The organism is Deinococcus peraridilitoris DSM 19664, from assembly GCF_000317835.1.
Lineage (GTDB): Bacteria > Deinococcota > Deinococci > Deinococcales > Deinococcaceae > Deinococcus_A > Deinococcus_A peraridilitoris.
This window is the reverse complement of record NC_019793.1, coordinates 1308596-1331260: the sequence shown is the minus strand read 5'-3', so window position 1 is coordinate 1331260 and position 22665 is coordinate 1308596. Positions and strand designations below refer to the sequence as shown.

The window sequence follows — 22665 nt, the reverse complement described above, 5'->3', positions numbered from 1 at the left end:
GGCTCCTTAAAGCGGTGGTCAGAGTGATGGCACTTCGGGCGAAACAGCCCGGTCGTACAGGGCGGGCCGCTCGGGCGTGGGTACGGCCACAGCGGCGGCGCTTTTGAGCGCCAGGATGCAGGCGTCGGTCACGACGAGCGCCTGGTAACCGTCCCAGGCGCTGGCGCCCGAAAAAGCCTGGCCGCTGCGGACACTGTGGGTCCACGCGGCAAGCTCGTCGATGTAGGCCTCCTGAAAGCGCTCCAGCCAGTCTGCCGGAACGTCCGTGAAAGTCTTGCGCCCCGAGCGGATCACCGCGTCCATGGGCAGGCCGGTGGTGACGGTGCCGCTTACACCCACGATCTCGGCGCTGACCTCGTAGCCGTAGTCGGCGGCCACCGTGACCTCGATGGTGGCGAGGCAGCCACCGGTGAGCTGCAGCTGCAACAGCAGCATGTCGCGGGTGTCCGCGCTGAGGGTGTCGCGGGTGCGCACGGCGCTCACGAAGACCTGGGTGACTTCCTGGCCCAGCAGCCAGCGGGCTGAGTCGATGTCGTGCACGGCGGAGTTGGTGATCACGACCTCTCCGGGCAGGTGCTGGGGGACCTTGGCGTTGCGGTGCACGCCCTTGAAGAGCAACCCCCGACCGACCGCACCGGAAGCGAGCGCACGCTCGACGGCGAGGTGCTGGGGATCAAAGCGGCGCATCAGGCCCACGCCGACAAGCCGACGTCCGATCTCCTGTTCGGCCTGAACGATCTTCAGGGCGCCTTCGGCGGTGACGGCCAGCGGTTTCTCGCACAGTACCGGCTTGCCGTGCTGCAGACAGGCGTGCACGAGCTCCGCGTGGGTGGCGTCAGGAGACGCGATCAGAACGGCGTCGATGGAGGAGTCCGCGATCAGGGCCAGGGGATCGCCGAACACGGTGGCCTCACCGCAGGAAGCCGCCACTTCGCGCGCGCGACCGGAATCGGGGTCATAGAGGCCCGCGATTTGCGCTCCCGCGACGTACTGGTGAAGGTTGCGGGCGTGCCGCGCACCCATGCTCCCGGCACCGATCACGCCCACTGCAAGAGTTCTCTCCATGGCTGTTTTCCTTTCGGGCGCCATGCCCCACTGCGCAGTGGGGCATGGCGGGTTGATTCTGAGAACCGGTCGATTGAGCGCTGAACGATCAGAAGCGTATTTTACGCGTGCACGGGCTGTCAAACGCCTGCTATGCGCGCCAGACGGTGAAGACAATCAGGCAGAGAATGGTGATGAAGACTGCATGAAACTTTATGCTCTTCTTTAGCTTGTGACCGGCAAAGTGAGAAAGTACACTGATTTTACTGTTCACCTTCGAACGCTTTTGCTGAAAAAGAGTATGACGCCAAGCTGACCGCTTCACCGGTAGCCGGACCGCAGCCGCGCGGCGCCGCAGGCACACTCACCCGAAGACCACCGCCCTCAGTCTCAGGGCCACGAGAAAATCAGGGGTCACGCCCCATAGACCGGCACCCTTCAACAAGGCGCCCTCCTTTCCCGAGGTGCGTCCTGATCGCCTGCCGTGGGGCACGCTCAGCGCGCCGAAGACCGACCCGGCGCAGACAGGTTCGGCGGACAGACGCACGACTCTCTTTTCCGGCGTGATCGGCGCCCTGGGCGTGTCCGGCACGGCGGAGCCTTTCGGGAGGAACCTATGAAGCTTCACCGCCATCTCGTGATCGGCACGGTCCTGCTCCTGGCTGCCTGCGCGCAGAACAACCCCGACTCGGGCGTCGTTCAAGGTGAAAGCCAGACCCTGAACGGCGCGAGCGTGAATTCCTGGGCAAAAGTGGGCCAGGACGGACAGGTCATCCAGGCCGGGGTGACCATCCCGATGGCCAGCATTCAGAACGGCCCGACCACCGGGGACCCGGTCGTGGCCCATCTGGATTTCCCGGTTCAGGCGCAGCAGACGACTTTTCTCAACCACCTCAGCGTGGACTGGAATCCGCAGGGCCACCCGCCGATGGAACGCTATGGCACCCCACACTTCGATTTCCACGTTCATGGCGGCAGCCAGGCGGACGTGCAGGCCATCAACTGCGCCGACCTGACGCAGATCGATCCGGCGAACGTGCCGCAGGGATGGCTCCCCCCGGTTCCTCCGGGCGACGCACCACAGGACCACTGTGTGCCGACGATGGGCTTTCACAGCCTGCCCACCACGGAATTCGCCTCGCCGGGCGTGCTGAAACCGGGTCTGTTCGACAAGGTGATGATCGTCGGTTCGTACAAGCAGCAGTTTGTCTTCCTGGAGCCCATGGTCACCCGCGAGCAGCTCCTCAGGAAGGAGAGCTTCACGCTGCCCGTTCCGATGCCGCGCAACCTGGGGCGCACGACGCGTTACCCCACCAAGTTCGAAGCCGTATGGGATAACGCCAAGGACGCTTATCACTTCATCCTCAGCGACTTCCAGCAGGTGCAGTAAAGACCTCAGACAACCAGAGCAAGGAAACCCGAGCGCATAAACGCAGCGGAGGCCACACCGGCCCAAGCCCGGAATGACCTTCCACTTCAAAGTGACGGTCTTCAAGCCTCCCCATGTCAAGTAACCAGAACTCAACGGCCGAAAGGCAGATGGAGGTTCTTATGAAGCGTCACGCCACCGTAGTCTGCACGTCCGCCCTACTCACCGTGGCCCTGTCGTGCGGCGTCCTGTTCGCGACCGCCCAGACACCTCAGGGTGCCAACGTCATCCTCAATACCAAACTCGACGCTGCTGCCAGCACGGAACTCGTACAGCTGGTCCTCGACTTCGCGCCGGGCGCCTTCACGCCCTCACACACCCACGGTGGCCTGGGGTACGTCTCGGTGCTCGAAGGTGAGATCACCGTGCGCGAGGCGGGCAAGGAACAGAAGTACAAGGTCGGGGAGTCATGGAAGGAGCTGCCCGGCGTGTACGCCGAGGTGGGCAATGCCGCCGCGACGCCCGCGCGGGTGATGGCGACCTTCCTGCTGCCCAAGGGTGCGGCACTCACGACCACCCACACGGGCACCACCAACGCGCAGCTTCCGCCGGGACCGACCACCGTGGCACGGTCCAACTTCGATCTGGCGTCCCTGCCGTCGTCTTTCAACCTGCACCAGCTGGTCATGGAATTCCCGGCGAATTCCTTCACCCCCGAGCATACGCACGGTGGGGTGGGCTTCGTGACGGTGCTGTCCGGGCAGATGCTCGTGCGCGACAAGAACGGGGAGAAGACCTTCAAGACCGGAGAGACCTGGCGCGAGATGCCCGGCGAGTACGCGGTGGTGGGCAATGCCGGCACGACGCCCGCGCGCGTGGCCGTCACCTTCCTGGTGCCCGCAGGCTCGGCCCTCACCACCAACCGCTGACCGAGCGGTGCTGCCCGTTTCGGGTGCCCAAGCCCCAAGGGTAAGGCCTTCTTCATCTGGCATGCAGCACCGCCCTCCCTGCCCGCCGTACGCTGCGCGCGAACGGAGGCAGCATGCACCACCGGACGTTGGGACGAAGTGGCATTCAGGTCTCGGAAATCGGGTTTGGCGCCTGGGCGATCGGCGGAGACGCCTGGGGACCGGTCGAGGACGCCGCGTCCATCCGCGCGATGGAGCGCGCCCTGGAACTCGGCGTGAACTTCATCGACACCGCCGATGTGTACGGCAACGGCCACAGCGAGGAACTGGTCGCCCAGGTGATCCGTGACCGGCGCGATCAGGTCGTGGTGGCCACCAAGGGCGGCTTGATGGGACACCACCGCGACCCCAAGGGTGAGCCCGTCTACGACCGCCCCGAAAAGATCATCCGGGCCTTCGAGGACAGCCTGCGGCGCCTGGGAACGGATTACATCGACGTGTACTTCGACCACATCTGGTGGAACGATCCGCGCGAGACCGAAGCCTTCATGACGGCCCTGGCGCAGCTCAAGCAGCAGGGCCGCCTGCGCGCCGCCGGGGTCTCCACCGATGACTTCTCGTACGTCCAGCACTTCAACCGTGACGGCACGCTCGACGTGGTGCAGCTCGACTACAGCCTGCTGAGACGCGGGACCGAGCAGCACATGCTGCCCTACTGCCAGCAGCACGCCGTCGGCGTGGTGGTGCGCGGTCCCCTGCGCATGGGCATGCTCACCGGCAAGTTCACCAGCGAGACGCAGTTTCCCGAAGGGGACGTGCGTCACTCCTGGCCGCAGGAGGACTGGTTCAAGACGCAGCTGGAACAGGTCGAGCAACTGCGCCCGCTGACCTCCCCCGACAGAACCATGGGGCAGCTCGCCTTGCAGTTCGTGCTGAACCATCCGGCCGTCTCGGTCGCCATTCCGGGTGCCAAGACCCCTGAGCAGGTCGAGCAGAACGTCGCCGCGTCCCGGCGCCCCCTGCTGAGTCAAGAGGACCTTTCGCTGATCGAGCGGGTGACGGCCGGGGGAGCGGCGTGACAACCGGGGGCGGAGTGGCCCCGGGCGCGCTCTCGGGGCGGGTGGCACTCGTGACGGGAGCGAGTAGCGGCCTGGGACGCGCGGCTGCCGTGGGTCTGGCCCAGGCCGGTGCTGACGTGATCCTGCTCGCGCGCAGTGAGGCGGGCCTGCGAGGTGTGGCCGCCGAGATTCAGGCGCTGGGGCGGCGTGCCGACGTGCGCGCCGTCGACCTCGCGGGCGGGGAAGAGGCCGCGCAGGCACTGGAAAGCGCAGTGCGCGAGCTCGGGCGGCTGGACATCCTGGTGAACAACGCCGCCACCGACGTTCCAGGTCCGGTCGTCGATCTCGCGCCCGAGGACTGGGACCGGGTGCTGGGGGTGAACTTGCGCGCGCCCTTCCTGCTGGCCCGCGCGGCGTTTCCCCTGATGCGCCGCGTGGGCGGAGGGACCATCATCAACGTCTCCTCGGTGGCGGGCAAGCGCGGCTGGGCGAACGCCAGCGCCTACTGCGCCTCCAAGTTCGCCCTGACCGGTTTCACCCAGGCCCTGGCCGCCGAGGGCAAGTCCTACGGGATCCGGGCCTGCGTGGTGTATCCCGGGGCCATGGCCACCCACTGGGGCACCTTCGATTCCGACGCCCGAAAGGAAGAGGACGCGCAGCCCTCACAGGCCCCCTCCGACGCCCTGCCCCCGGAACGTGTGGCGCAGCTGCTGGTGTGGATCTGCGCCTCGCCACCGGAAATGGTGCTCAACGAGGTGATCGTCACCCCGCTCAACGAGGGCGGCTGGCCGTAACGCCGCCTCTCGGGCTGGACGCGCCTTTTCATGAGCGGCACAGTTTATGAGCGGAACAGTCAGTTCTTCCCGGTTTCCGGCTTCTTTCGTGGCGCTCGCCACGCCCCGCACCCCGCTTTCTGAGGGCCGGGCGGGGTGGCTGTGGAGCTGGTGATTTTTGTCGGGGTGCAGGGGAGCGGCAAGACCTCTTTCTACCGCGAGCACTTCGCCCTTTCGCACGTGCACGTCAGCAAGGACAATTTTCCGCATAACCGCAACAAGGCCCGGCGTCAGCGAGAGTTGATCGAGCAGGCCCTGCAAGGTGGCCAGAGCGTGGTGGTCGACAACACCAACAGCACCCCCGACGAGCGCGCCGAAATCATCGCGCTGGGTCAGGCCTACGGCGCGCGGGTGGTGGGCTACGTGTTTGTCACGCCTTTCGCCGACTCCCTGAGGCGAAACCGGGACCGTGAAGGCAAGGCGCGTGTGCCGGATGTGGCGCTCTACGTCACCCGCAAACGCCTGCGCCCGCCCACAGCGGATGAGGGATTCGACGTGATGCACGCCGTTCTGCTCACCCCACAGGACACCTTCGAGGTCACCCCTTATCCGTATGACGAGGCTTGACAGGATTGAATCACGACCGATGATGGGCACTCCGGAACGTACCGTAGGCTGGTTCGCGTAGCCAGCTCGCCCCAAGGTGTGGCGGTGCAACAAGGCAGTGCAACAAAAAAGCGCCCTTGGGGCGCTGATGGAGATAAATATAGCGTCATATGCATTCGGCGTCAACTTATGCGCCTGAAAGAGTACCTTCCCCTCGTGTCTATCAAATACTCCGACGTTCGTCCGGATATCCACTGCGTTCGGACGCGTATGAATTGCGCCTGGGGCGTTGCCGACGGCGCTGATTTGCTGCGCTTCTGGCCGCTGTGGCGGGAGGGAGCGGTGACCTCTTCTGCCACACCGGGGAACCAGGGTGTGCCGATCCTGACATGTTATGTTCAGGGTGCAAGCTGTCGACGCTGTGCCGAGGAAACTGAAAGAAGACGGCTCCCTGCGCCTCTCTGAAAAAGCTTCTGCCTGGCAGCATAGGCTGCTGATCAGATACAAGGAGGTGGATACGTGATTCTCTGGCTGCCGCGTCAGTTCACCTGCTCTTTCCCACCCGATGAACGCCGATTCATCGGTGATGCCTGCGTGAGCGCATGGAGGTCGTATGACACCGAAAACTGCTGCCCAGTTGGTACAGGAAGCCAAACAGCGCGTCGAGAATCTGTCGGTCGATCAGGTCGCGGCGGAACTCGACTCCGGCGAGGCCGTGCTGATCGACGTGCGTGAACCGGGTGAGCAGGTCCAGAGCGGGGTCATTCCGGGGGCGGTCAGTGCTCCCCGTGGAATGCTGGAATTCTTTGCCGACCCGGCAAGCCCGTATCACCGTGCTGAGTTCGATCCCAAGCGGCGCATCATCGTGCATTGCGCTGCCGGAGGACGCTCGGCGCTTGCGGCCGACACCCTGCAGCAGATGGGTTATACGAACGTGGCCCACCTTGAGGGAGGCATCAAGGCCTGGTCTGAGGCGGGCCGGCCGGTCGTGAAGGATGAGGCCGGGCCTGGGCAGGGTGGGTAATATCTGAGCGCCTGTTGAGCCTTTCCAGGGACGTCACGCCGGATGGGCCCCATCCGGCGTGACGCTCTGACCAGGCTTTGAAATCAGTTGCCCGGCCAAGCTGCCACCTCAGCGGGCAGACGGACTCAAATGCCCGTGCCGGTGGCTTTCTGCGCTTCGAGCGTCGGGTAGCTGGTGTAGCCCTGCTCGCCCCCGCCGTACATGGTCTGCGCTTCAGGCTCGGCAATTGGCGCGCCCCGCCTGAAACGCTCGACCAGATCGGGGTTGGCGATGTAGGCGCGGGCGAAGGCCACCAGGTCCGCCTGACCGGCCTTCAGGGCACGCTCGGCGGAATCCCGTTCGTAGCCTCCGGCGGTGATCAGGGTGCCCTGGAAGTGCTCGCGCAGCAGCGCGGTCGGGCTGTGGCCCCGCATGCCCTGCGGCGCGTTGCTCTGTGAAGTCTCCACCACGTGCAGGTACGCCAGCCCGAACGAATTCAAGGCGCGCGCGACATAACTGAACGTCTCAGCCGGATCGGCGTCGCTCATGTCGTTGAAGGTGCCGCCCGGGGAGAGGCGCAGGCCGACGCGGTCCGCGCCGATGGCCCCGGAGACGGCCTCGGTCACTTCGAGCAGCAGCCGTGCGCGGTTTTCCACGCTGCCGCCATACTGGTCGCTGCGCTGGTTGGTGCCGCTTTCCAGGAACTGATCGAGCAGGTAGCCGTTGGCGCCGTGAATCTCCACGCCGTCAAAGCCGGCTTGAAGGGCGTTTTTTGCAGCCTGACGAAAGTCCTCGATCAGGCCCGCGATTTCAGCTGTCTCCAGGGCGCGCGGAGTTTCGAAGTCCACCAGTCCTCCGTGCGTGTAGAGCTGCCCCACCGGGCGAACGGCCGAGGGAGCGATCGGCGCCTGACCGTTCTGGTAGGAGGAGTGCGAGATGCGCCCCACGTGCCACAGCTGCGCGAAAATGCGCCCACCAGCGGCGTGGACCGCGTCGGTGACGGCGCGCCAGGCCTCGATCTGCTCTCGCGTGTGAAGGCCGGGAGTATCCGGATAGCCCTGGGCGCTGGGGGAGACCTGGGTCGCTTCGGTGATGATCAGCCCGGCCGTGGCGCGCTGGGCGTAGTACTCGGCCATCAGCGGGGTGGGAACGGTTCCGGGAGCGCGGCTGCGGGTCATGGGGGCCATGACGACGCGATTGGGAAGCGTGAGTGTGCCGAGTTGTGCAGGTTCGAGTAGTTTCATGGTTTGCTCCGTGGCGTGGTCGGGTTGGGCCCCTGTGGTGTTGATGAACTGCCTCCTGCGCACGATAGATGCAGCGACACCTTGACTCCGAGAAACAAATCACTTTATAAAACATACCCATAAGCCATACCCATGGCCGCCTTGACTGGCCCATTCCAGCTGAAAGACACCCGAGATGAGCGTGCTATGCGGAGCCGACCGTGCTCGCCACAGGACGCAATACGCATTCACCGAGCGCTCGTCCACTTGTCTTGACAAGAACTTGATCTTCACCCATCCCAGGGCTAAATTCAGGACAAGCTCAAAGGACAGATGGTCAGACCAATCGGAGGGAACGTGCCAGAAGCAGTTCGACCCATCAAAGCTGCCGACGCCGTGGCAGACCGGCTGCTGCAGCTGATTCGCAGCGGTGAGTACCAGACGGGCGGACGCCTGCCACCCGAGCGGGAACTCGCTGCCCGATTCGGGGTTTCCCGGCCCACCCTTCGTGACGCCATCCGCCGCCTGGAAATGCTGGGCTACCTGAGTGTTCGTCAGGGAGACGGAACCACCGTACGCGCGCCCGATGGTGACACCATCGCGCGTCCCTTTCAGGGACTGCTGAGCGGGCAGATGCAATCGGCGCAGGACCTGATGGAGTTTCGCCGAATCATCGAACCCGCCGTCGCAGCCTTCGCGGCCAGACGCGCTACTCCCGAACTCGCCGCCTCATTCGAGCAGGCGCTGGAACGCCAGAAACGACTGGCGGAACGCGGCGTGCGGCTCACCAGTGAGGATCTGCACTTTCACCACCTCATTGCGCAGACCGCCGGGAACGCCATCATTCTGCAAGTGCTCACCACCCTGCGCTCCCTGCTGAGCGAACTGCGCACCGACACCCTGACCGGGCACCTGCCGGAAGCCACCATCGCCCACCACGAACGCATCACCCGGGCCATTCTCAGCAACAACCCCGATGCGGCGCACGCCGCCATGCTCGAGCACCTCAACGCCGTCGTCGAAACCTCGCCCCTCAGTTTCATTCCACACGCACAGTCGTGAACAAGGAGATGCAGATGCAACACGTCAAGACGCTCGGGCTGCTCGCCCTGCTGTCCCTCGGTGCCGCCGGTGCCCAGACCGTCACGGTCGGCCTCGACGCCGACCCGCCCCGCCTCGACCCGGCCCTTTCCAGCGCCCTGGTGGACCGTCAGGTGCTCAACCAGATCTTTGACAAGCTGGTCGACGTCGACGAGAACCTCAAGATCGTCCCGATGCTCGCCAAATCCTGGAAGATCACCAACAAGGGCCTCACCTACACCTTCACCCTGCAGCCGGGCGTGAAGTTCCACGACGGCAACCCCCTCGACGCGGCCGCCGTCAAGTACAGCCTCGAGCGCGCCATGAACATCGAAGGCAGTGCCCGCAAAAGCGAACTCTCGAGCGTCAAAGAGATCAAGGCTGTCAACCCGACCACCGTGCAGATCGATCTGAAAGAGCCTTACGGTCCCTTGCTCGCCGTCCTCACCGACCGCGCCGGCATGATCGTCTCACCGAAAGCCGCTGAGAAGGCCGGCAAGGACTTCCAGAACGAGCCCATCGGCAGCGGCGCCTTCCGCTACGTCAGCCGCAAGCGTCAGGACAACATCACCCTGGAAGCCAACAAGGCCTACTGGGGCGGCGCGCCCAAAATCGAGAAGCTCGTCTACCGCCCCTTTCCGGACGGCGACGTGCGTTACGCCAACCTGCTTTCGGGCGCCGCGCAGGTCATTTATCCCATCGACCCCAAGGACATCTCCAAACTCGAGAAGAACGACAAGTACGAGGTGCTCAACATTCCGGGGCTGGGCTTTCAGGGGATCTACCTCAACCTGACCCGCGCGCCCTTCAACAACAAGGCCGCGCGTCAGGCCTTCGCGGCGACCATTGACCGCGAAGCGATCGCCAAGGTCGTTTTCTACAACACCGTCACCCCGGCCACTGGCCCTTTCCCGCCGGGCACACCCGCCTACATCAACACCGCCGTGCCCAAGGCCGACATCGCGCTTGCCAAGAAGAAGCTGCAGGAAAGCGGCAAGCCGCTCAGCTTCACCCTGCTTACCTCCCCCGGCGCCGTCAACACGCAGCTCGCCCAGCTTTACCAGGCAATGGCCGCCCAGGCCGGCATCACCGTCAAGATCGAGCAGGTCGAGTTCGGCACCCTGCTCGACCGCTCCGACACCAAGGATTACGAGGCCCTGATGCTCGGCTGGAGCGGACGCCCCGACCCCGACGGCAACGTCTACGACTACTTCGTGACGGGTGCTGCCAAGAACGACTTCGGGTACAGCAACAAGAAAGTCGACGAGCTGCTGAACAAGGCCCGCCGCGAAAGCGCCATGTCCGCGCGCAAGACGACCTACAACGTCGCGCTGACCACCGTGCGTGAGGACGTGCCCTACATCTGGGTGTACCACCAGAGCAACCCGGTCGGAACGACCAAGACCCTCAGCGGTCTGAGGAAGATTCCCGACGGCATCATGCGCTTCAAGGACGTCACCCTGAAGTAACCCACGCCCAGCGGGCGCCAGGTGCAAGCCTGGCGCCCGCTCACTTCGGAGGAACCCGTGATTCAATTTGCTTTGCGTCGCTTTCTCTCGACCCTGCCGACCCTGCTCGTGGTGACGGTGCTGGTGTTCGCCATGGTCCACCTGCTGCCCGGCGATCCGGCGCGTCTGCTGCTTGGAGAGGAGTCGACGCCCCAGGCGCTCGCGGAACTGCGCCGCAGCCTGGGCCTTGACCGGCCCCTTCCCGTGCAGTACGCCAGCTGGCTGCTTGACGCGCTGCGTTTTGATTTCGGCGTCAGCGTCAAGGACAACACCAGCGTCGCTTCCCTGATCGCCGAGAAACTGCCCACCACCGCGCAGCTCGCGCTGCTGTCGATGCTGCTCGCGCTGCTGATCGCGCTGCCTGCCGGGCTGATCAGCGCCCTGCGGCCCGGAGGCAAAACCGACCGCCTGGTGACGCTCTTCTCACTCGCGGGAATCAGCGTTCCGAATTTCTTTCTGGGCATCATGCTGATCTACGTGTTCAGCGTGCGCCTCGCGTGGGTACCCGCCAGCGGTTACGTCTCCTTTTTCGAGAATCCAGCGCGAAACCTGACCCTGCTGGTACTGCCCGCCATCACCCTGGGCACGGCAGCGGCGGCCGTGCTGACGCGCTACCTGCGGGCCAGCATGACCGAGGCGCTCGCCCAGGACTACGTCCGGACCGCGCGTGCCAAGGGCATCGCGGGTTATACCGTGATCATGAAACACGGCCTGCGCAACGCCCTGATTCCCGTCATCACCGCCTTCGGACTGCAATTGGGCGGTCTGCTGGGCGGCGCGGTCATCACCGAGCAGATCTTCAGCATTCCCGGTTTCGGGCGCCTGCTGGTCGACGCGGTCTTTACGCGTGATCTGCCCGTCATTCAGGGCGTGGTGATCACCTCGGCCATCGCGGTCTTCGCCGTCAGCTTTCTGGTGGACCTCGCCTACGCCGCAGTCGACCCAAGGATCAGGTACCAGTGATGCAGGCCACCGAAACCCTCCGCCCGAGCAAGAGCAGCTGGCGCAAAAGCAAGGCCCTCAAGCGCTTCCTGGCCAACAAACTCGCGGTCTTCGGATTTGTGATCCTGCTGCTGGTCAGCGTGCTGGCCCTGCTGGCCCCGGTGATCAGTCCCTACGACCCCGCGCAGATCTTCTTTACCGACCTGCGCGCCGCGCCCAGCGCCAACCACTGGTTTGGCACCGACGAACTTGGCCGCGACATCCTGACACGGGTGCTGTACGGCGCGCGGGTCTCGCTCAGCGCGGGCCTGGTCTCGGTCACGATGGCCATGCTGAGCGGCACCTTCTTCGGCCTGATCGCCGGCTTCTTCCGCGGCTGGGTGGACGAGCTGATCATGCGCGTCGTGGACGCCATGCTCGCCTTGCCGTTCCTGGTGCTGGCCATCACCCTGGCGGCCATTCTGGGCCCCAGTTTGCAGAACACCATGCTGGCGATCGCCATCGTGTCGGCCCCGGCTTTTGCGCGGGTCGCGCGCGGTGAAGTGCTGGCGCAGCGCGAACGCGAGTACGTGCAGGCCGCCCAGGCCCTCGGCGCCAGCAACGCGCGCACGGTCTTTCGGCATCTGCTGCCTAACATCAGCGGGCCCCTGATCGTGCAGACCTCGCTGGCCATTGCCACGGCCGTGCTGGCCGAGGCCAGTTTGTCCTTTCTGGGACTGGGCGTGCAGCCACCCACGCCCAGTTGGGGCTCGATGCTCAACACCGCGCGCGGCTACCTGGCCGAGGGGCCCTGGATGGCGGTGTTTCCCGGCATCGCGATCTTTGCGACCGTGCTGGCCTTTAATCTGGTGGGTGACGGCCTGCGCGAAGCCCTCGATCCCCGCGGGCGCCGGTAAACAGTGGTGGGGCGCCCGTAGGTGCCCCACCAGACTTTTAAAGACCCAGATCTGCTCCCTCGTTTCTGTTGTATGCTCCGCCTGCGGCCCGGGCGGCAGTTCAGTGAGGTTTTTTTGACACACTCTCCTTATTCCTCGACGCGCGAAACCATTTATGCCAAGAGCGGCATGGTCGCCACCTCACAACCCCTCGCCGCGCAGGCCGGCCTGTTCATCCTGAAAGAAGGCGGCAACGCCGTCGACGCGGCCATCGCCACCGCCGCCGCCCTCACGGTGGTAGAGCCCACCAGCAACGGCATCGGCGGGGACGCCTTCGCCCTGGTCTGGGCCGAGGGCAGGCTGCACGGTCTGAACGGCTCGGGGAACTCGCCCGCGCTGCTGGGCCGTGACGCGCTGCCGGGCGGAGAGCTTCCCGCTCACGGCTGGCTGCCCGTGACGGTGCCAGGGGCGCCGCGCGCCTGGGCAGACCTGCACGCGCGCTTCGGACGCCTGCCCTTCGAGCAGGTCCTGGCGCCCGCCATCCGCTACGCCCGCGAAGGCTACCCACTGTCGCCGGTGCTGGCGCGCAACTGGGCGCGCGCGGCGCGCATCTACGGCGCGCGCGGCGGGGATTACCTGGGGCCGTGGTTCGAGACCTTTATGCCTTCAGGCTTCACACCGCGTGCGGGCGCGCTGTGGGCCTCCGAGGGGCACGCCCGCACCCTGGAGAGCATCGCGGCCTCGGGCGCGAAGTCCTTTTACGACGGCGAGCTGGCCGCGCAGATCGACGCACACGCCCGCGCCACGGGCGGCCTGCTGCGCGCGGGTGACCTCGCCGCGCACGAGAGTGAGTGGGTCGAGCCCATCAAGGTCAGCTACCGCGACCACGACGTCTGGGAGATTCCGCCCAACGGGCACGGCATCGCGGCCCTGATCGGCCTGGGCATTCTGGAAGGCCTGGAGCTGCCGGGCACGCGCGACGAGGTGGAGGGCCTGCACCGCCAGATCGAGGCGACGAAGCTCGGTTTCGCCGACGCGCACCGCTACGTGGCCGATCCCCGGCATGCGGACGTGCCGGTCCGGGAGCTGCTGTGCCCGTCCTATCACGCCCGCCGCCGCGCCCTGATCGGCGAACAGGCCCTCACGCCCGAAGCGGGCGATCCGCACGGCGGCGGCACGGTGTACCTCTCCACCGCCGACGGTGAAGGCAACATGGTGAGCTTCATCCAGAGCAACTACATGGGCTTTGGCAGCGGCGTCGTGGTGCCCGGCACCGGCATCAGCCTGCAGAACCGCGGGCACAACTTCAATCTGGAAGCCGGTCACCCCAACGAAATCGCGCCGGGCAAGCGCCCGTACCACACCATCATTCCAGGCTTTCTCACGCGTGGCGACGAGCCGGTGGGGCCGTTCGGGGTGATGGGTGGCTTCATGCAGCCGCAGGGACACCTGCAGGTCGTGGTGAACACCCTCGATTACGGCATGGACCCGCAGATGGCCCTTGACGCGCCGCGCTGGCAGTGGACCGGTGGCAAGACCATCGAAGTCGAGCACGGCCTGCCGGTGCACGTCGCGCGTGAGCTGGCCGCGCGCGGACACGACATCAAGGTGCAGCACGAAAGCGGCTCTTTCGGGCGTGGGCAGATCATCTGGCGTGACGAGCACGGCGTGCTGCGCGGCGGCACCGAAAGCCGCACGGACGGTCAGGTGGCGGCCTACTGATGATTCTGGCGATCCTGGCGGTGGGGCTGCTTGCGGGCGTGCTGGGCGCCATTCTCGGTCTCGGCGGTGGTGTGGTGGTGGTGCCCGCGCTGGAGTTCGTGCTGCCGCTTTTTGGCCGCGACATCACCATCCAGCAGGCCGTGGCGGCCAGTCAGGTCGGGGTGCTGGCGGTGGGCCTCTCGGGCGCGGCGGCCTACCTGCAGCGCGGCCTGGTGCGCGCCCGCGTCGGGTACCTGCTCTCGCCCTATACGGTGGTCGGCGGCGCGATGGGCAGCCTGCTGGGTCTGGTGCTACCCGCCCGCTGGGTGGCACTGGTGTTCGCGCTGCTGCTGCTTTACAGCGCCTACACCCTGCTGCGCGGCATGAAGCGCATCGAGGTGGAGCTCGACACGCCTTCGCCGCTGGTGCCTCCTGCCATGACTTTTGCGGGGGTCATGAGCGGCCTGCTCGGCATCGGCGGCGGCACCGTGCAGGTGCCGGTCATGAACCTGCTGGCCGGTATTCCCATTCGTGAAGCCATCGCCACCAGCACCTTCATCATGGGCCTCACCGCCGTCGGCAACGCCATGGTGTACCACGCGGGCGGCCTGCTCGACGTGCAGCTGGCCGGCACGGTCGCGCTGGGCGTGCTGATCGGCGCGCGTGCGGGTGCCAGCCTGCAGCAGCGCATCCCGGCAGCGCGCCTGAAACTCTTCTTCTCGATCCTGCTGATCTTCACGGCAGGGCAACTGCTGTTCAAGTACTGGGTGTGACGATGCCGAAACCCATCCTGCCTTTCTGGCTGTTTCCCGCGGCGTTCTGGGTGACCCTCACGCTGCTCCTGATCGGACTGTTCGTGCCGGTCTTCGTTTCCCTGGGGGTGCTGGCGCTGCTGGTGGCGCCGGTGCTGGCCGCCGTGGTCGTGGTTGTCAGACATGTCCGCCGCGACCGGTCCCTGGCGTTCGCGGCCTTGCTTGCCCTGCTGGGTCTCGTGGTCGTGGCGCTGCTGCGCGGTCTCATCAGCAGCGCGTCCTGACGCCACACTGCCTGCAGGGCCGGTCGTCGGTACGAGGAGGAGTACCCGTGCTCTCCGCGTGGGCGGCAACGGACACGCGGCCTTGCGCACAGAAAAGGCCCTCCGGTGACTACCGGAGGGCCTTTTCTTGTGAAGCGGACAGGCTGGGTGTCCGGCAGGGTCAGTCGGGCTCAGGGCGCACCGGAGAAGCGGACGTTGTCGAGGTACATCTTTCCGGCGTAGTTGCTGTTGATGTCCGCCACGACCAGGGTGATCTTGCCAAGCTGGGTATCCGGGGCCAGCACTTTGGCGTCGTTGATCTTGGTCAGATCGAAGGTCGCCTTGACGTGGTAGAGCCCGTCCGGCGTTCTGGGCAGGCTACCCAGGGTGGTCAGGTCGAGTTGGACGGTTTCACTGGCTTGGGCCCAGTAGCCCAGGCTGGGCGGCCCGAACGCCAGGTTCACCTGCAGGGCCCCGGCACTCGCGCGTTCCGGCTGGAGGTACAGATCAAAGGTCAGGTGTGAATTCACACCGCGCGTGAGGTCGGATTTATTCAGGACCAGCCGCGGGGCCGACGCCCAGCCACCCGCGGGTTTCACGTCCGGGTAGATGACTTCCCAGGACAGGGCGTTCGAGCCATTGGCCTGCTGTACTCTCAGGGCGCTTTTCACGCCGGACTCTCCGTCCCAGTCCCAGCCTTGTCGGGTGCCGTTTTCGAACGAAGAAGGCAGGGTGGCTGTGCCCAGTGGATCATGAATCACGGGCGCCGCGACACGGTGGCCGTGGAAGGTGATGTTGTCCAGCCACACGGTGTCGTTGCTGGCCGTGCTGGCGGTGCCGACAAAGAAGATGATGTTCGACAGGACGTTGTTGGTTTCGTCTTCGGCGATCTTTTGTAGATTCGGGGCGTCGGCGTCCGTGAGGATCAGGGTGGCCTTGTAACGCTGATCAGGCTGCAGGGTGAACTGATCCGCCGTGAGGACAACTGCCCGCGCCGGGCTGGTCCAGCCGTTGTTCGAGCTCTGCGGAACTGCGGCAATGGAGACGGTGGTGGGGGCAGGAACGAAGACATCCATGCTGATCGACTTGGCGCCCAGGATGTTGGGTTTGACGCTGCTGCCGTCGGCGGAAATGCGCAGGTTGCTCCAGAAGCCGCCTGTCGAGACATCATTGCTGGCCCCCAGGCTGGAGAGTTTCAGGGCGCCACGATCGTGCGTGACCGTCACGGTTTTGTCGGGGCTGTCGCTGTTGACGCCAAAGCCCTGGGTGTCGTTCTCGAAGCTCCAGGCCAGTTCGGCGTAGGCAGTGCGGTCGATTGGCCGGTAGGGGACTCCCTTGATGCGGGCGCGGACGTACTCGCCGGAAACGACTGCCGTGGTCGAGAGTCGTTTTTCTTTGAACTTGCGACGAGTATAAGCAGCACCTGAAAACGCTGTCAATCCTGAAACGTTTTTGCTGAACACTTTCTCGCCTGCTTCGGGGTCGGAAGTTGTTTGTTGACTCTGTTTTGGGGCTTTTCCGGCAGCCTTATGAAAACGCTTTCAGAATGACTGCAGGTCGCAGCTCGCTTGCCCGGGCACGTTGACCTTGCCGGCTGATGGGGGCGTTTTCGCTGCCAAAAGCGATGACCGGAGCCGCCGCGCTTTGTTCACGGGCGGGGTGCGTAACTTTTCGAATGCATCTGACACAGATACCCGGGTAACCCGCGCCCCATCCCGGAAAGACGCTCTGCCCGCCGCTCTGCCCGCCAGAAAGCGGACGGCGCGGCCCGTATGATGGTGGCATGACCGCCGTGTCCGGGACTCTGCGCGAACCGCCCATGCCGCGAGGTTTTCCACGTCTGGGGCACGCGCCCATGATGGCGCGTGACGTGCTGAACTACTTTCGATTCGTGGCCCGCACCCGCGGAGACGTCGCCCGACTGCAGGCAGGAAAATTCACGATGTATTTCGTGTTTCACCCGCGCGACATCGAGTTCGCGCACGTGCAGACCGGTCGGTTGTTCGACAAAGGCCTGCGTGTCGACCGTGTGCTCGGACCGCTGCTCGGCAACGGTCTGCTGTCCAGTGAAGGTGACTTCTGGCTGCGTCAGCGCCGTCTCGCCCAGCCCGCCTTTCACCGTTCGCGCATCGAAGGTTACGCCCACACGATGGTCGAGTTCGCCGCGCTCGAAAAACACGCCTGGAAAGCCGGCCAGGTCCGCGACATTCACGACGACATGATGCGCCTCACCCTCGACATCGTGAACAAGACGTTGTTCAGCGCCGAACGCGGCGCACAGGCGACCCGAACCATCAGTGCCTCCGTCGACACGGTCCTGCGCGAATACGAACGAATGCTGCGCGGCCTGCCGCGCTTTGTGCCGCCCCTGTCGCGGCGTTCCTTTGCGCGCGCCACCGGAGCCATCCACGACCTCGATCAGGTGATCGGGCAGGTCATCACCGAACGCCGCGACAGTGACCTGACGCCTCCGGACAGCGGCGACCTGCTCTCGATGCTGCTCGCCGCCCGCGACGACGCGGGCCTTCCCATGCCCCACGGGCAGCTTCTCGACGAAGTCAAGACCCTGATCTCAGCCGGGCACGAAACGACGGCCAACACCCTGTCCTGGGCGTTCACGCTGCTCGCCTCGCATCCGGGCGCCGAATCCCGCTTACAGGCCGAACTCCATGACGTGCTGCGTGGAGCCTTGCCTTGCCTGGGAGATTTGCCGCGCCTGCCTTACCTCTCGGCAGTCATCAAGGAAACGCTGCGCCTGTATCCGCCTGCCTGGTCGGTACGCCGTGTGGCCCGCGAAGCCTGGGAAGTGGGTGGCTACAGGCTGCCCGCCGGCGCGCCCATCATCATGAGCCAGTACGTCACGCACCGCGACGCGCGTTTCTGGGAGCGGCCTGACGATTTTCTCCCGGAGCGCTGGCTGCCGCGTGATTTCGAGCGTTCGCTGCCCCGCTACGCCTACTTCCCGTTTGGTGGGGGGCCACGGGTGTGCATCGGTCAGGCCTTCGCGCAGATGGAAGCGGCGTTGCTGCTGGCCACCCTGGCCCCCGGTTTCCGTCTGCGGCTGCTCGCGCCCCCACGCTTTGAGCCCTCGATCACCCTGCGGCCCAAGGGCGGTCTGAGGATGCGCCTGTCCGAGTGGCGCTGAGCTGAAACGAAACACTGCGGGCTGTGCCCGCAGTGTTTCGTTTCAGTCTTACCGCCTGTTCAGGAGAAATTGGACAGCGTGATCGAGGTTCCGCCAAGCGTGAATTGAATCGAGCAACCGGCCAGCTCGTCCTTGTCGGCCAGAATCTGCGCGCCTGCGCTGGCATGGTTCTGGCCGCCGGACGTCAAGATGTTGATGGCCTGATCGGTGGCGGCGCGGTCCGCACTGACTGACAGGGTGTGCTGGCTGACAGCGTAGGAGGCCGAAGCCAGCCCCGAGGACGTTTTGGTGAGGGTCACCGTCAGGTTCGGCTGGCCGCTCAGAATGGCCTGGCCGGAAGCGTCAGAAACGGCCGCGCTGAAGCTCTGCACGGTCAGCTTGACGTTCTCGGGAAAGGCGCAGGTGCCTGTCACGATGGCCCTGGTCAGGCTGACCTGCAGCTTCATGGCGTGCGGCCGCATCCCGAAGGGAACGTCACTCGGGTACTTCAGGTCGGCAAAAGGAGAAGGCGGGCTGGTTTTGCTGGTGTCATACTCGATGCTGCCCCGCACGGCTGCCGGCTGCAGGGCGCTGGAGCTGCTCAGCTGTGCCCCGTCGAGGTTGGCAGGATTGCTCACCGTCTGTGGGGGAACAAACGATCCGACGATCGCGCCGCAGCTGGCGAGTAGGGGAAGGGCGGCCCAAAGCAGGCTGGTTTTGTGAAAAGTGATCATGTTGTCTCCTCGTGCGGTCTCACCATTGGCTCGCTTCACCCCAGGTGACCGGATAAGTGGGTGAAGGTCCTCGCCTCCGAGGTGCGGTTACACGCGTTCAGGCATGAGATGCCTGAAGGAAACATTAACATTCCGACACGCCGGACTGGATGAGTCTAAAGCGGTTGTCCGCCGAAGCCTGCCCTGACAGCAAGCTCAGGCGACGTCTGGACCGGGAGGGTCAGGTTGACGCCGCTCACGGTCTGAACGAGGTCGGGAGCGCTCACCTACGCCCCAACTGACCATGAGACGGCGGCAGGGCTCGCAGTGTTGGTCAGGTACACCCTGCTGTAGATGTTTCTAGACGACAGAGAGGACGTACCGCGGACGTCCCTCCACTGCAGGCGGTCAGGGCAGCGGTCCGCAGGAGAGCAGCGTGTGGGTGGATTTGGGCATGGTTGTCCTTATCGATTTCGCCGTTGAATTGCGTAAGAAAATGGAGTTATCAGCTGCCTGCCGTGGTGTCTCAAGTCAGGACTTGTCACCTACCATGAAGGCCGCCATAAGACTTTACGTTTCACGTCTTTCTGACATGGGAAAGGGGTGGTGGCCATCCCTGCGCCTGAATAGCGTTTTCACGACATCGCCGTCACATGGGTGATTAAGTTCCCTTGGGCTCCCGTCAGAAAGATGTCAGACGAGTGAGAGCATACTGAGAGCGTTCGTGGATGGGCTGGCAGCTCAGCACGACTGCAACCCACACCCGCGCAGGCTCATTTTTTCACTCCGCCTGCCCCGCCCTCCTGAACGCAACGACCTGTCTTCCTTACCCGGTCACCCGGAAGACGGCGAGCGAATGGTGAGACCGACCAGGAGAATCAACATGCGTAAACTCGTTACGATTACCGCCGCCCTCGTCCTTGCTTTCGGCGCTGCCAGCGCGCAGACTACCGAAACGGCGACCAGCACCAACAGCAGCCTCGCGCACCTTGTGGCGTCCGGCAGCGTTATCACCCTTGTTGACGCAGAGGGCAACCTGGTCGGCACCGTCAACGTGGATGGCACCATCACCCTCGAAGAAGGCGCGGAGCTCAGCAGCGCCACCAGCGTTGTCGTGGGTGAAACCACCTACGCCCTGGCCGGCAAAGTCACCAGCAGCGGCATGATCTTCGTCGCCCAGACCAATGCGCAAGGCCAGACGCTGAAGCTGCCCCTGGTGGCAGCCGTGAACCGTGCCGCCGCCGCGGTGCGCGCTGCAGACGCCAAGGCCAAGCAGGAAGCCGCCGCCAAGGCAAAGGCTGAGGCCGAAGTCAAAGCGGCGAGCGTGAAGCCCAGCACCACCGGCAAGCCCGAAACCACCGGCAAGCCGACCGTGACCGGTGCGGGCGCTTCAGCGAACGGCCTGACCAACGAGAACGCGGCAACCGGCGCGGACAAGTCCAGCGCCGGAATCAGCACCGCGACCGAAGCGGCCGGCAAAGCAAAGGGTCCTGCCGGCGCTGCGCCCGTGACCGCTCCTCGTCGTTAAACTCCTCTTCTGCGCTCTTCCTCGGGTACCGAGGAAGAGCGTTTTTATATCCCGTTTACATCTCGAAAAGTTCCGCTTGGCATCCCACGGGCCGCCCGCTCCTTTGCCCACCAGGCTGAGAATAGGAGCTTTTGGCGCGGTGGTTTCGTGGCGGCCATAAGCCGACGCTGCTACGGCCCTGGGGCTGGCAGGTTGATTTTCCGGGGCAACAGGCTCCCGCAGCGACCTGCAGTGTGCCGGGCGTTACGCGCCGACCTCAGGCGCCTCGATTCTCGTCGTAATTTGAGAGACCTCGCTGTGGGAACCTCGGACTATATCAAGCGAGAATGTAAGTATTCTGTGAGAAGCTCCGTTGCAGAATGCGGCGCATGAGCCAGGGCGCCAACATCCGGGACAGGAACTGTCTGCGATGACCGGCTGCCAGACCGAGCTGGAGACCTTGCGCCTGGAACTCGCGCAGCGCAATCAACTGATTCGTGATCTGCACGACGAACTGAGCCGTGAACGTCAGCGGGGACAGGTGCTGTATCAACTCAGCCGCACGTTGGACCTGCAGCGGCTGCTCAGCCTGCTCGACGACACACTCCAGCGTCTTGGCCTGTTCGACGCTTATCTGATCACCTTTCATGACGTCAAAAGCGGCGGGCTGATTTGCCGCCAAGTTTACTTGCCGGCCAGTTTTGCCGGAATGCAGGCTTTGCTCAAAGATCACCGTTTCAGCGTGGAGGAACCAACGCCCATCGCCCGGGCCTACCGTGAAGCGCAAACCGTAGTGATTCACCTCGAAGACATCGATCAGAGTGACTCCCGTTTGCGTCAGGGTTTCGAGTGGTGGCAGGCGACTTCCCTGGCGGCCATTCCAATTCCCTACGCCGACGGGGTGATCGGTGTGATCAACGGTTTCAGACAGCACGGCCGCATCGAACGACAGCAGCTGCAGGTGCTTGAAGAGCATCTGGAGCTGTACAACGCGCCGTTGCGGCACGCCCTGCTGCTCGGTGAACTCAAGCAGGACCAGGCCGCCGTGGAAGCCGCGTTGGAAAAACACGCCTATTTGCTGCGCTTCATTACGGAAATCAATGCGCTGACGTCCGTGCAGCGCATCTTCGAAGTGACCCTGGAGCAGCTGCTGCCTGCCTATCACTTTGATCTCGCGGTCCTGGGGCTCGTCGAGGACGGGGTGGGTCTGGTCATCCGGCAGGTCAGTATCCGTGACCCTGGTCACGAGGAACTGCGGCAACGCCTGCTCGGCCTGATCCGTGAACCCGCACCACTCGACATCACGTACGGCGCCAGCGTGTACGCCTTGTTGCAGAATACCCCCCTGCTGATCGCCGACGCTGACGCGGTGCGCCACCTCCCCATGACCCCCGCCGATCGGGCAGTGCTTGAGGCTGTGCCCGAAATCCGGACGATCCTGCACACGCCGATTCGCGAACATGGTCGGGCCGTCGGAATCCTGTCGTTGATGAGCCTGTCTCGAGTGCAGGTGCCGGATGCCAAGGACCAGGAGCTGATCGAACTGCTGGCATCTTTCGTGGGGACGGTGATTACCAGCGCGCAGTTGTATGAGGTCGTCGAAGGCCAGAAAAGCCAGATCGAGGCGTTGAACCGCGAATTGCAGAAAGACATCAGTACGCTGGATGAAGCGGTGCGGCGCGACGCCCTGACAGGCCTCCTGAACTTCGGAGCGTTTGGCAGTGAACTTCAACGGCGTATCGACGAAGCCCAGCATGATCCGGAGCAGGCAGCACTGTCGGTCGTGCTGCTCGACATTGATCACTTCAAGGTGCTCAACGACACGTATGGTCATCTGGCCGGCAACATGGTGTTGCAGGAGCTGGCGCAGCGCCTCGGGCAGGCCCTGCGGTCAGTGGACGTGGCCTGCCGTTTTGGTGGAGAGGAATTCGCGGTGATCCTGCCGCAATGTGATCTGGACGGTGCGCTGATGATCGCGGAGCGTTTGCGGCAGCGGGTGAGCGGGCAGCCTTTTCAGGTGGATGGACGCTCGCTTGTGCTGACAATCAGTCTTGGCGTGGCGAAGCGTCAGCCTGGAGAGGGCGGAGAAGCTTTGCTCGCTCGGGCCGACGAGGTCTTGTACCGCGCCAAGACTTTGGGACGCAACCGGGTAGAGTTGAGTGTCTCTGGGGAAGATGAAGCAGAGAACTGAGGCTGAGCCTCAGCGCGTGTGCGTT

At 64.6% G+C, this 22665-nt stretch carries 20 protein-coding genes and 1 riboswitch; of the genes, 16 read left to right on the top strand and 4 right to left on the bottom strand.

The features are described from left to right. Positions 1 to 18 precede the first annotated feature (18 nt). Positions 19 to 1065, bottom strand: coding sequence for a Gfo/Idh/MocA family oxidoreductase (locus DEIPE_RS06375; protein WP_015235163.1), 1047 nt, complete (start codon positions 1063 to 1065; stop codon positions 19 to 21). 595 nt (positions 1066 to 1660) lie between these two features. Here DEIPE_RS06375 and DEIPE_RS06370 point away from each other — a divergent pair. The 6 genes from DEIPE_RS06370 to DEIPE_RS06345 all read left to right on the top strand — a co-directional run bounded on the left by DEIPE_RS06370 (position 1661) and on the right by DEIPE_RS06345 (position 6782). Then, positions 1661 to 2434, top strand: coding sequence for a DUF5602 domain-containing protein (locus DEIPE_RS06370; protein ID WP_015235162.1), 774 nt, complete (start codon positions 1661 to 1663; stop codon positions 2432 to 2434). A 161-nt stretch (positions 2435 to 2595) separates the two neighbouring features. Next, the gene (locus DEIPE_RS22045; RefSeq protein ID WP_015235161.1) at positions 2596 to 3342 is read left to right on the top strand and encodes a cupin domain-containing protein; all 747 of its coding nucleotides are present in this window, start codon (positions 2596 to 2598) and stop codon (positions 3340 to 3342) included. A 113-nt stretch (positions 3343 to 3455) separates the two neighbouring features. Further along, positions 3456 to 4400: an aldo/keto reductase gene (locus DEIPE_RS06360; protein ID WP_015235160.1), complete on the top strand. Its 945-nt coding sequence runs from the start codon at positions 3456 to 3458 to the stop codon at positions 4398 to 4400. Continuing rightward, on the top strand, positions 4397 to 5173 hold the full coding sequence (locus tag DEIPE_RS06355; RefSeq protein WP_015235159.1) for an SDR family oxidoreductase: 777 nt from the start codon (positions 4397 to 4399) through the stop codon (positions 5171 to 5173). Before DEIPE_RS06360 ends, DEIPE_RS06355 begins: the two co-directional genes overlap by 4 nt. A 141-nt stretch (positions 5174 to 5314) precedes the next feature. Beyond that, on the top strand, positions 5315 to 5779 hold the full coding sequence (locus DEIPE_RS06350) for an ATP-binding protein (protein ID WP_041230729.1): 465 nt from the start codon (positions 5315 to 5317) through the stop codon (positions 5777 to 5779). A 592-nt stretch (positions 5780 to 6371) separates the two neighbouring features. Beyond that, complete coding sequence (locus DEIPE_RS06345) at positions 6372 to 6782, top strand: rhodanese-like domain-containing protein (RefSeq protein ID WP_015235157.1); 411 nt, start codon at positions 6372 to 6374, stop codon at positions 6780 to 6782. Between the two features lie 125 nt (positions 6783 to 6907). On the opposite strand, the gene DEIPE_RS06340 is transcribed toward DEIPE_RS06345, so the two are convergent. Then, positions 6908 to 8005 carry an alkene reductase gene (locus DEIPE_RS06340; protein WP_015235156.1) on the bottom strand — a complete coding sequence of 366 codons (1098 nt, stop codon included), beginning with the start codon at positions 8003 to 8005 and terminating at the stop codon, positions 6908 to 6910. A 336-nt stretch (positions 8006 to 8341) separates the two neighbouring features. On the opposite strand from DEIPE_RS06340, the gene DEIPE_RS06335 reads away from it, so the two are divergent. From DEIPE_RS06335 to DEIPE_RS06305, 7 genes are all read left to right on the top strand, one after another. Then, positions 8342 to 9046: a FadR/GntR family transcriptional regulator gene (locus tag DEIPE_RS06335; RefSeq protein WP_015235155.1), complete on the top strand. Its 705-nt coding sequence runs from the start codon at positions 8342 to 8344 to the stop codon at positions 9044 to 9046. 14 nt (positions 9047 to 9060) lie between these two features. Beyond that, entirely contained in the window at positions 9061 to 10533 is a 1473-nt protein-coding gene (locus tag DEIPE_RS06330) for an ABC transporter substrate-binding protein (RefSeq protein WP_015235154.1), read from the top strand. A gap of 57 nt (positions 10534 to 10590) precedes the next feature. Next, the gene (locus DEIPE_RS06325; protein WP_015235153.1) at positions 10591 to 11535 is read left to right on the top strand and encodes an ABC transporter permease; all 945 of its coding nucleotides are present in this window, start codon (positions 10591 to 10593) and stop codon (positions 11533 to 11535) included. Next, a complete protein-coding gene (locus DEIPE_RS06320) occupies positions 11535 to 12410 on the top strand; it encodes an ABC transporter permease (RefSeq protein ID WP_015235152.1) in 876 nt (291 codons plus the stop codon). Before DEIPE_RS06325 ends, DEIPE_RS06320 begins: the two co-directional genes overlap by 1 nt. 72 nt (positions 12411 to 12482) lie before the next feature. Further along, complete coding sequence (locus DEIPE_RS06315; RefSeq protein ID WP_015235151.1) at positions 12483 to 14111, top strand: gamma-glutamyltransferase family protein; 1629 nt, start codon at positions 12483 to 12485, stop codon at positions 14109 to 14111. Beyond that, positions 14111 to 14863: a sulfite exporter TauE/SafE family protein gene (locus DEIPE_RS06310; protein ID WP_015235150.1), complete on the top strand. Its 753-nt coding sequence runs from the start codon at positions 14111 to 14113 to the stop codon at positions 14861 to 14863. The genes DEIPE_RS06315 and DEIPE_RS06310 overlap by 1 nt, the downstream gene beginning before the upstream one ends. Positions 14864 to 14865: 2 nt before the next feature. Further along, the gene (locus DEIPE_RS06305; RefSeq protein ID WP_015235149.1) at positions 14866 to 15126 is read left to right on the top strand and encodes a hypothetical protein; all 261 of its coding nucleotides are present in this window, start codon (positions 14866 to 14868) and stop codon (positions 15124 to 15126) included. Between the two features lie 170 nt (positions 15127 to 15296). Here DEIPE_RS06305 and DEIPE_RS06300 read toward each other — a convergent pair whose 3' ends face one another. Next, a complete protein-coding gene (locus DEIPE_RS06300; RefSeq protein ID WP_245557597.1) occupies positions 15297 to 16544 on the bottom strand; it encodes a carbohydrate-binding domain-containing protein in 1248 nt (415 codons plus the stop codon). A 344-nt stretch (positions 16545 to 16888) separates the two neighbouring features. On the opposite strand from DEIPE_RS06300, the gene DEIPE_RS06295 reads away from it, so the two are divergent. Then, positions 16889 to 18250: a cytochrome P450 gene (locus DEIPE_RS06295; protein WP_015235147.1), complete on the top strand. Its 1362-nt coding sequence runs from the start codon at positions 16889 to 16891 to the stop codon at positions 18248 to 18250. Between the two features lie 59 nt (positions 18251 to 18309). Here the strand turns inward: DEIPE_RS06295 and DEIPE_RS06290 are convergent, their stop codons facing one another. Continuing rightward, positions 18310 to 18963, bottom strand: coding sequence for a hypothetical protein (locus tag DEIPE_RS06290; RefSeq protein ID WP_015235146.1), 654 nt, complete (start codon positions 18961 to 18963; stop codon positions 18310 to 18312). A gap of 775 nt (positions 18964 to 19738) precedes the next feature. Further along, a riboswitch (cyclic di-GMP riboswitch) is annotated at positions 19739 to 19822 on the top strand. Between the two features lie 3 nt (positions 19823 to 19825). On the opposite strand from DEIPE_RS06290, the gene DEIPE_RS24585 reads away from it, so the two are divergent. Both DEIPE_RS24585 and DEIPE_RS22035 read left to right on the top strand, forming a co-directional pair. Further along, positions 19826 to 20470 (top strand): hypothetical protein, encoded by a 645-nt coding sequence (locus DEIPE_RS24585; RefSeq protein ID WP_015235145.1) that lies wholly within the window; start codon positions 19826 to 19828, stop codon positions 20468 to 20470. A 409-nt stretch (positions 20471 to 20879) separates the two neighbouring features. Continuing rightward, on the top strand, positions 20880 to 22640 hold the full coding sequence (locus DEIPE_RS22035) for a GGDEF domain-containing protein (protein WP_015235144.1): 1761 nt from the start codon (positions 20880 to 20882) through the stop codon (positions 22638 to 22640). The last annotated feature ends 25 nt before the right edge of the window (positions 22641 to 22665 follow it).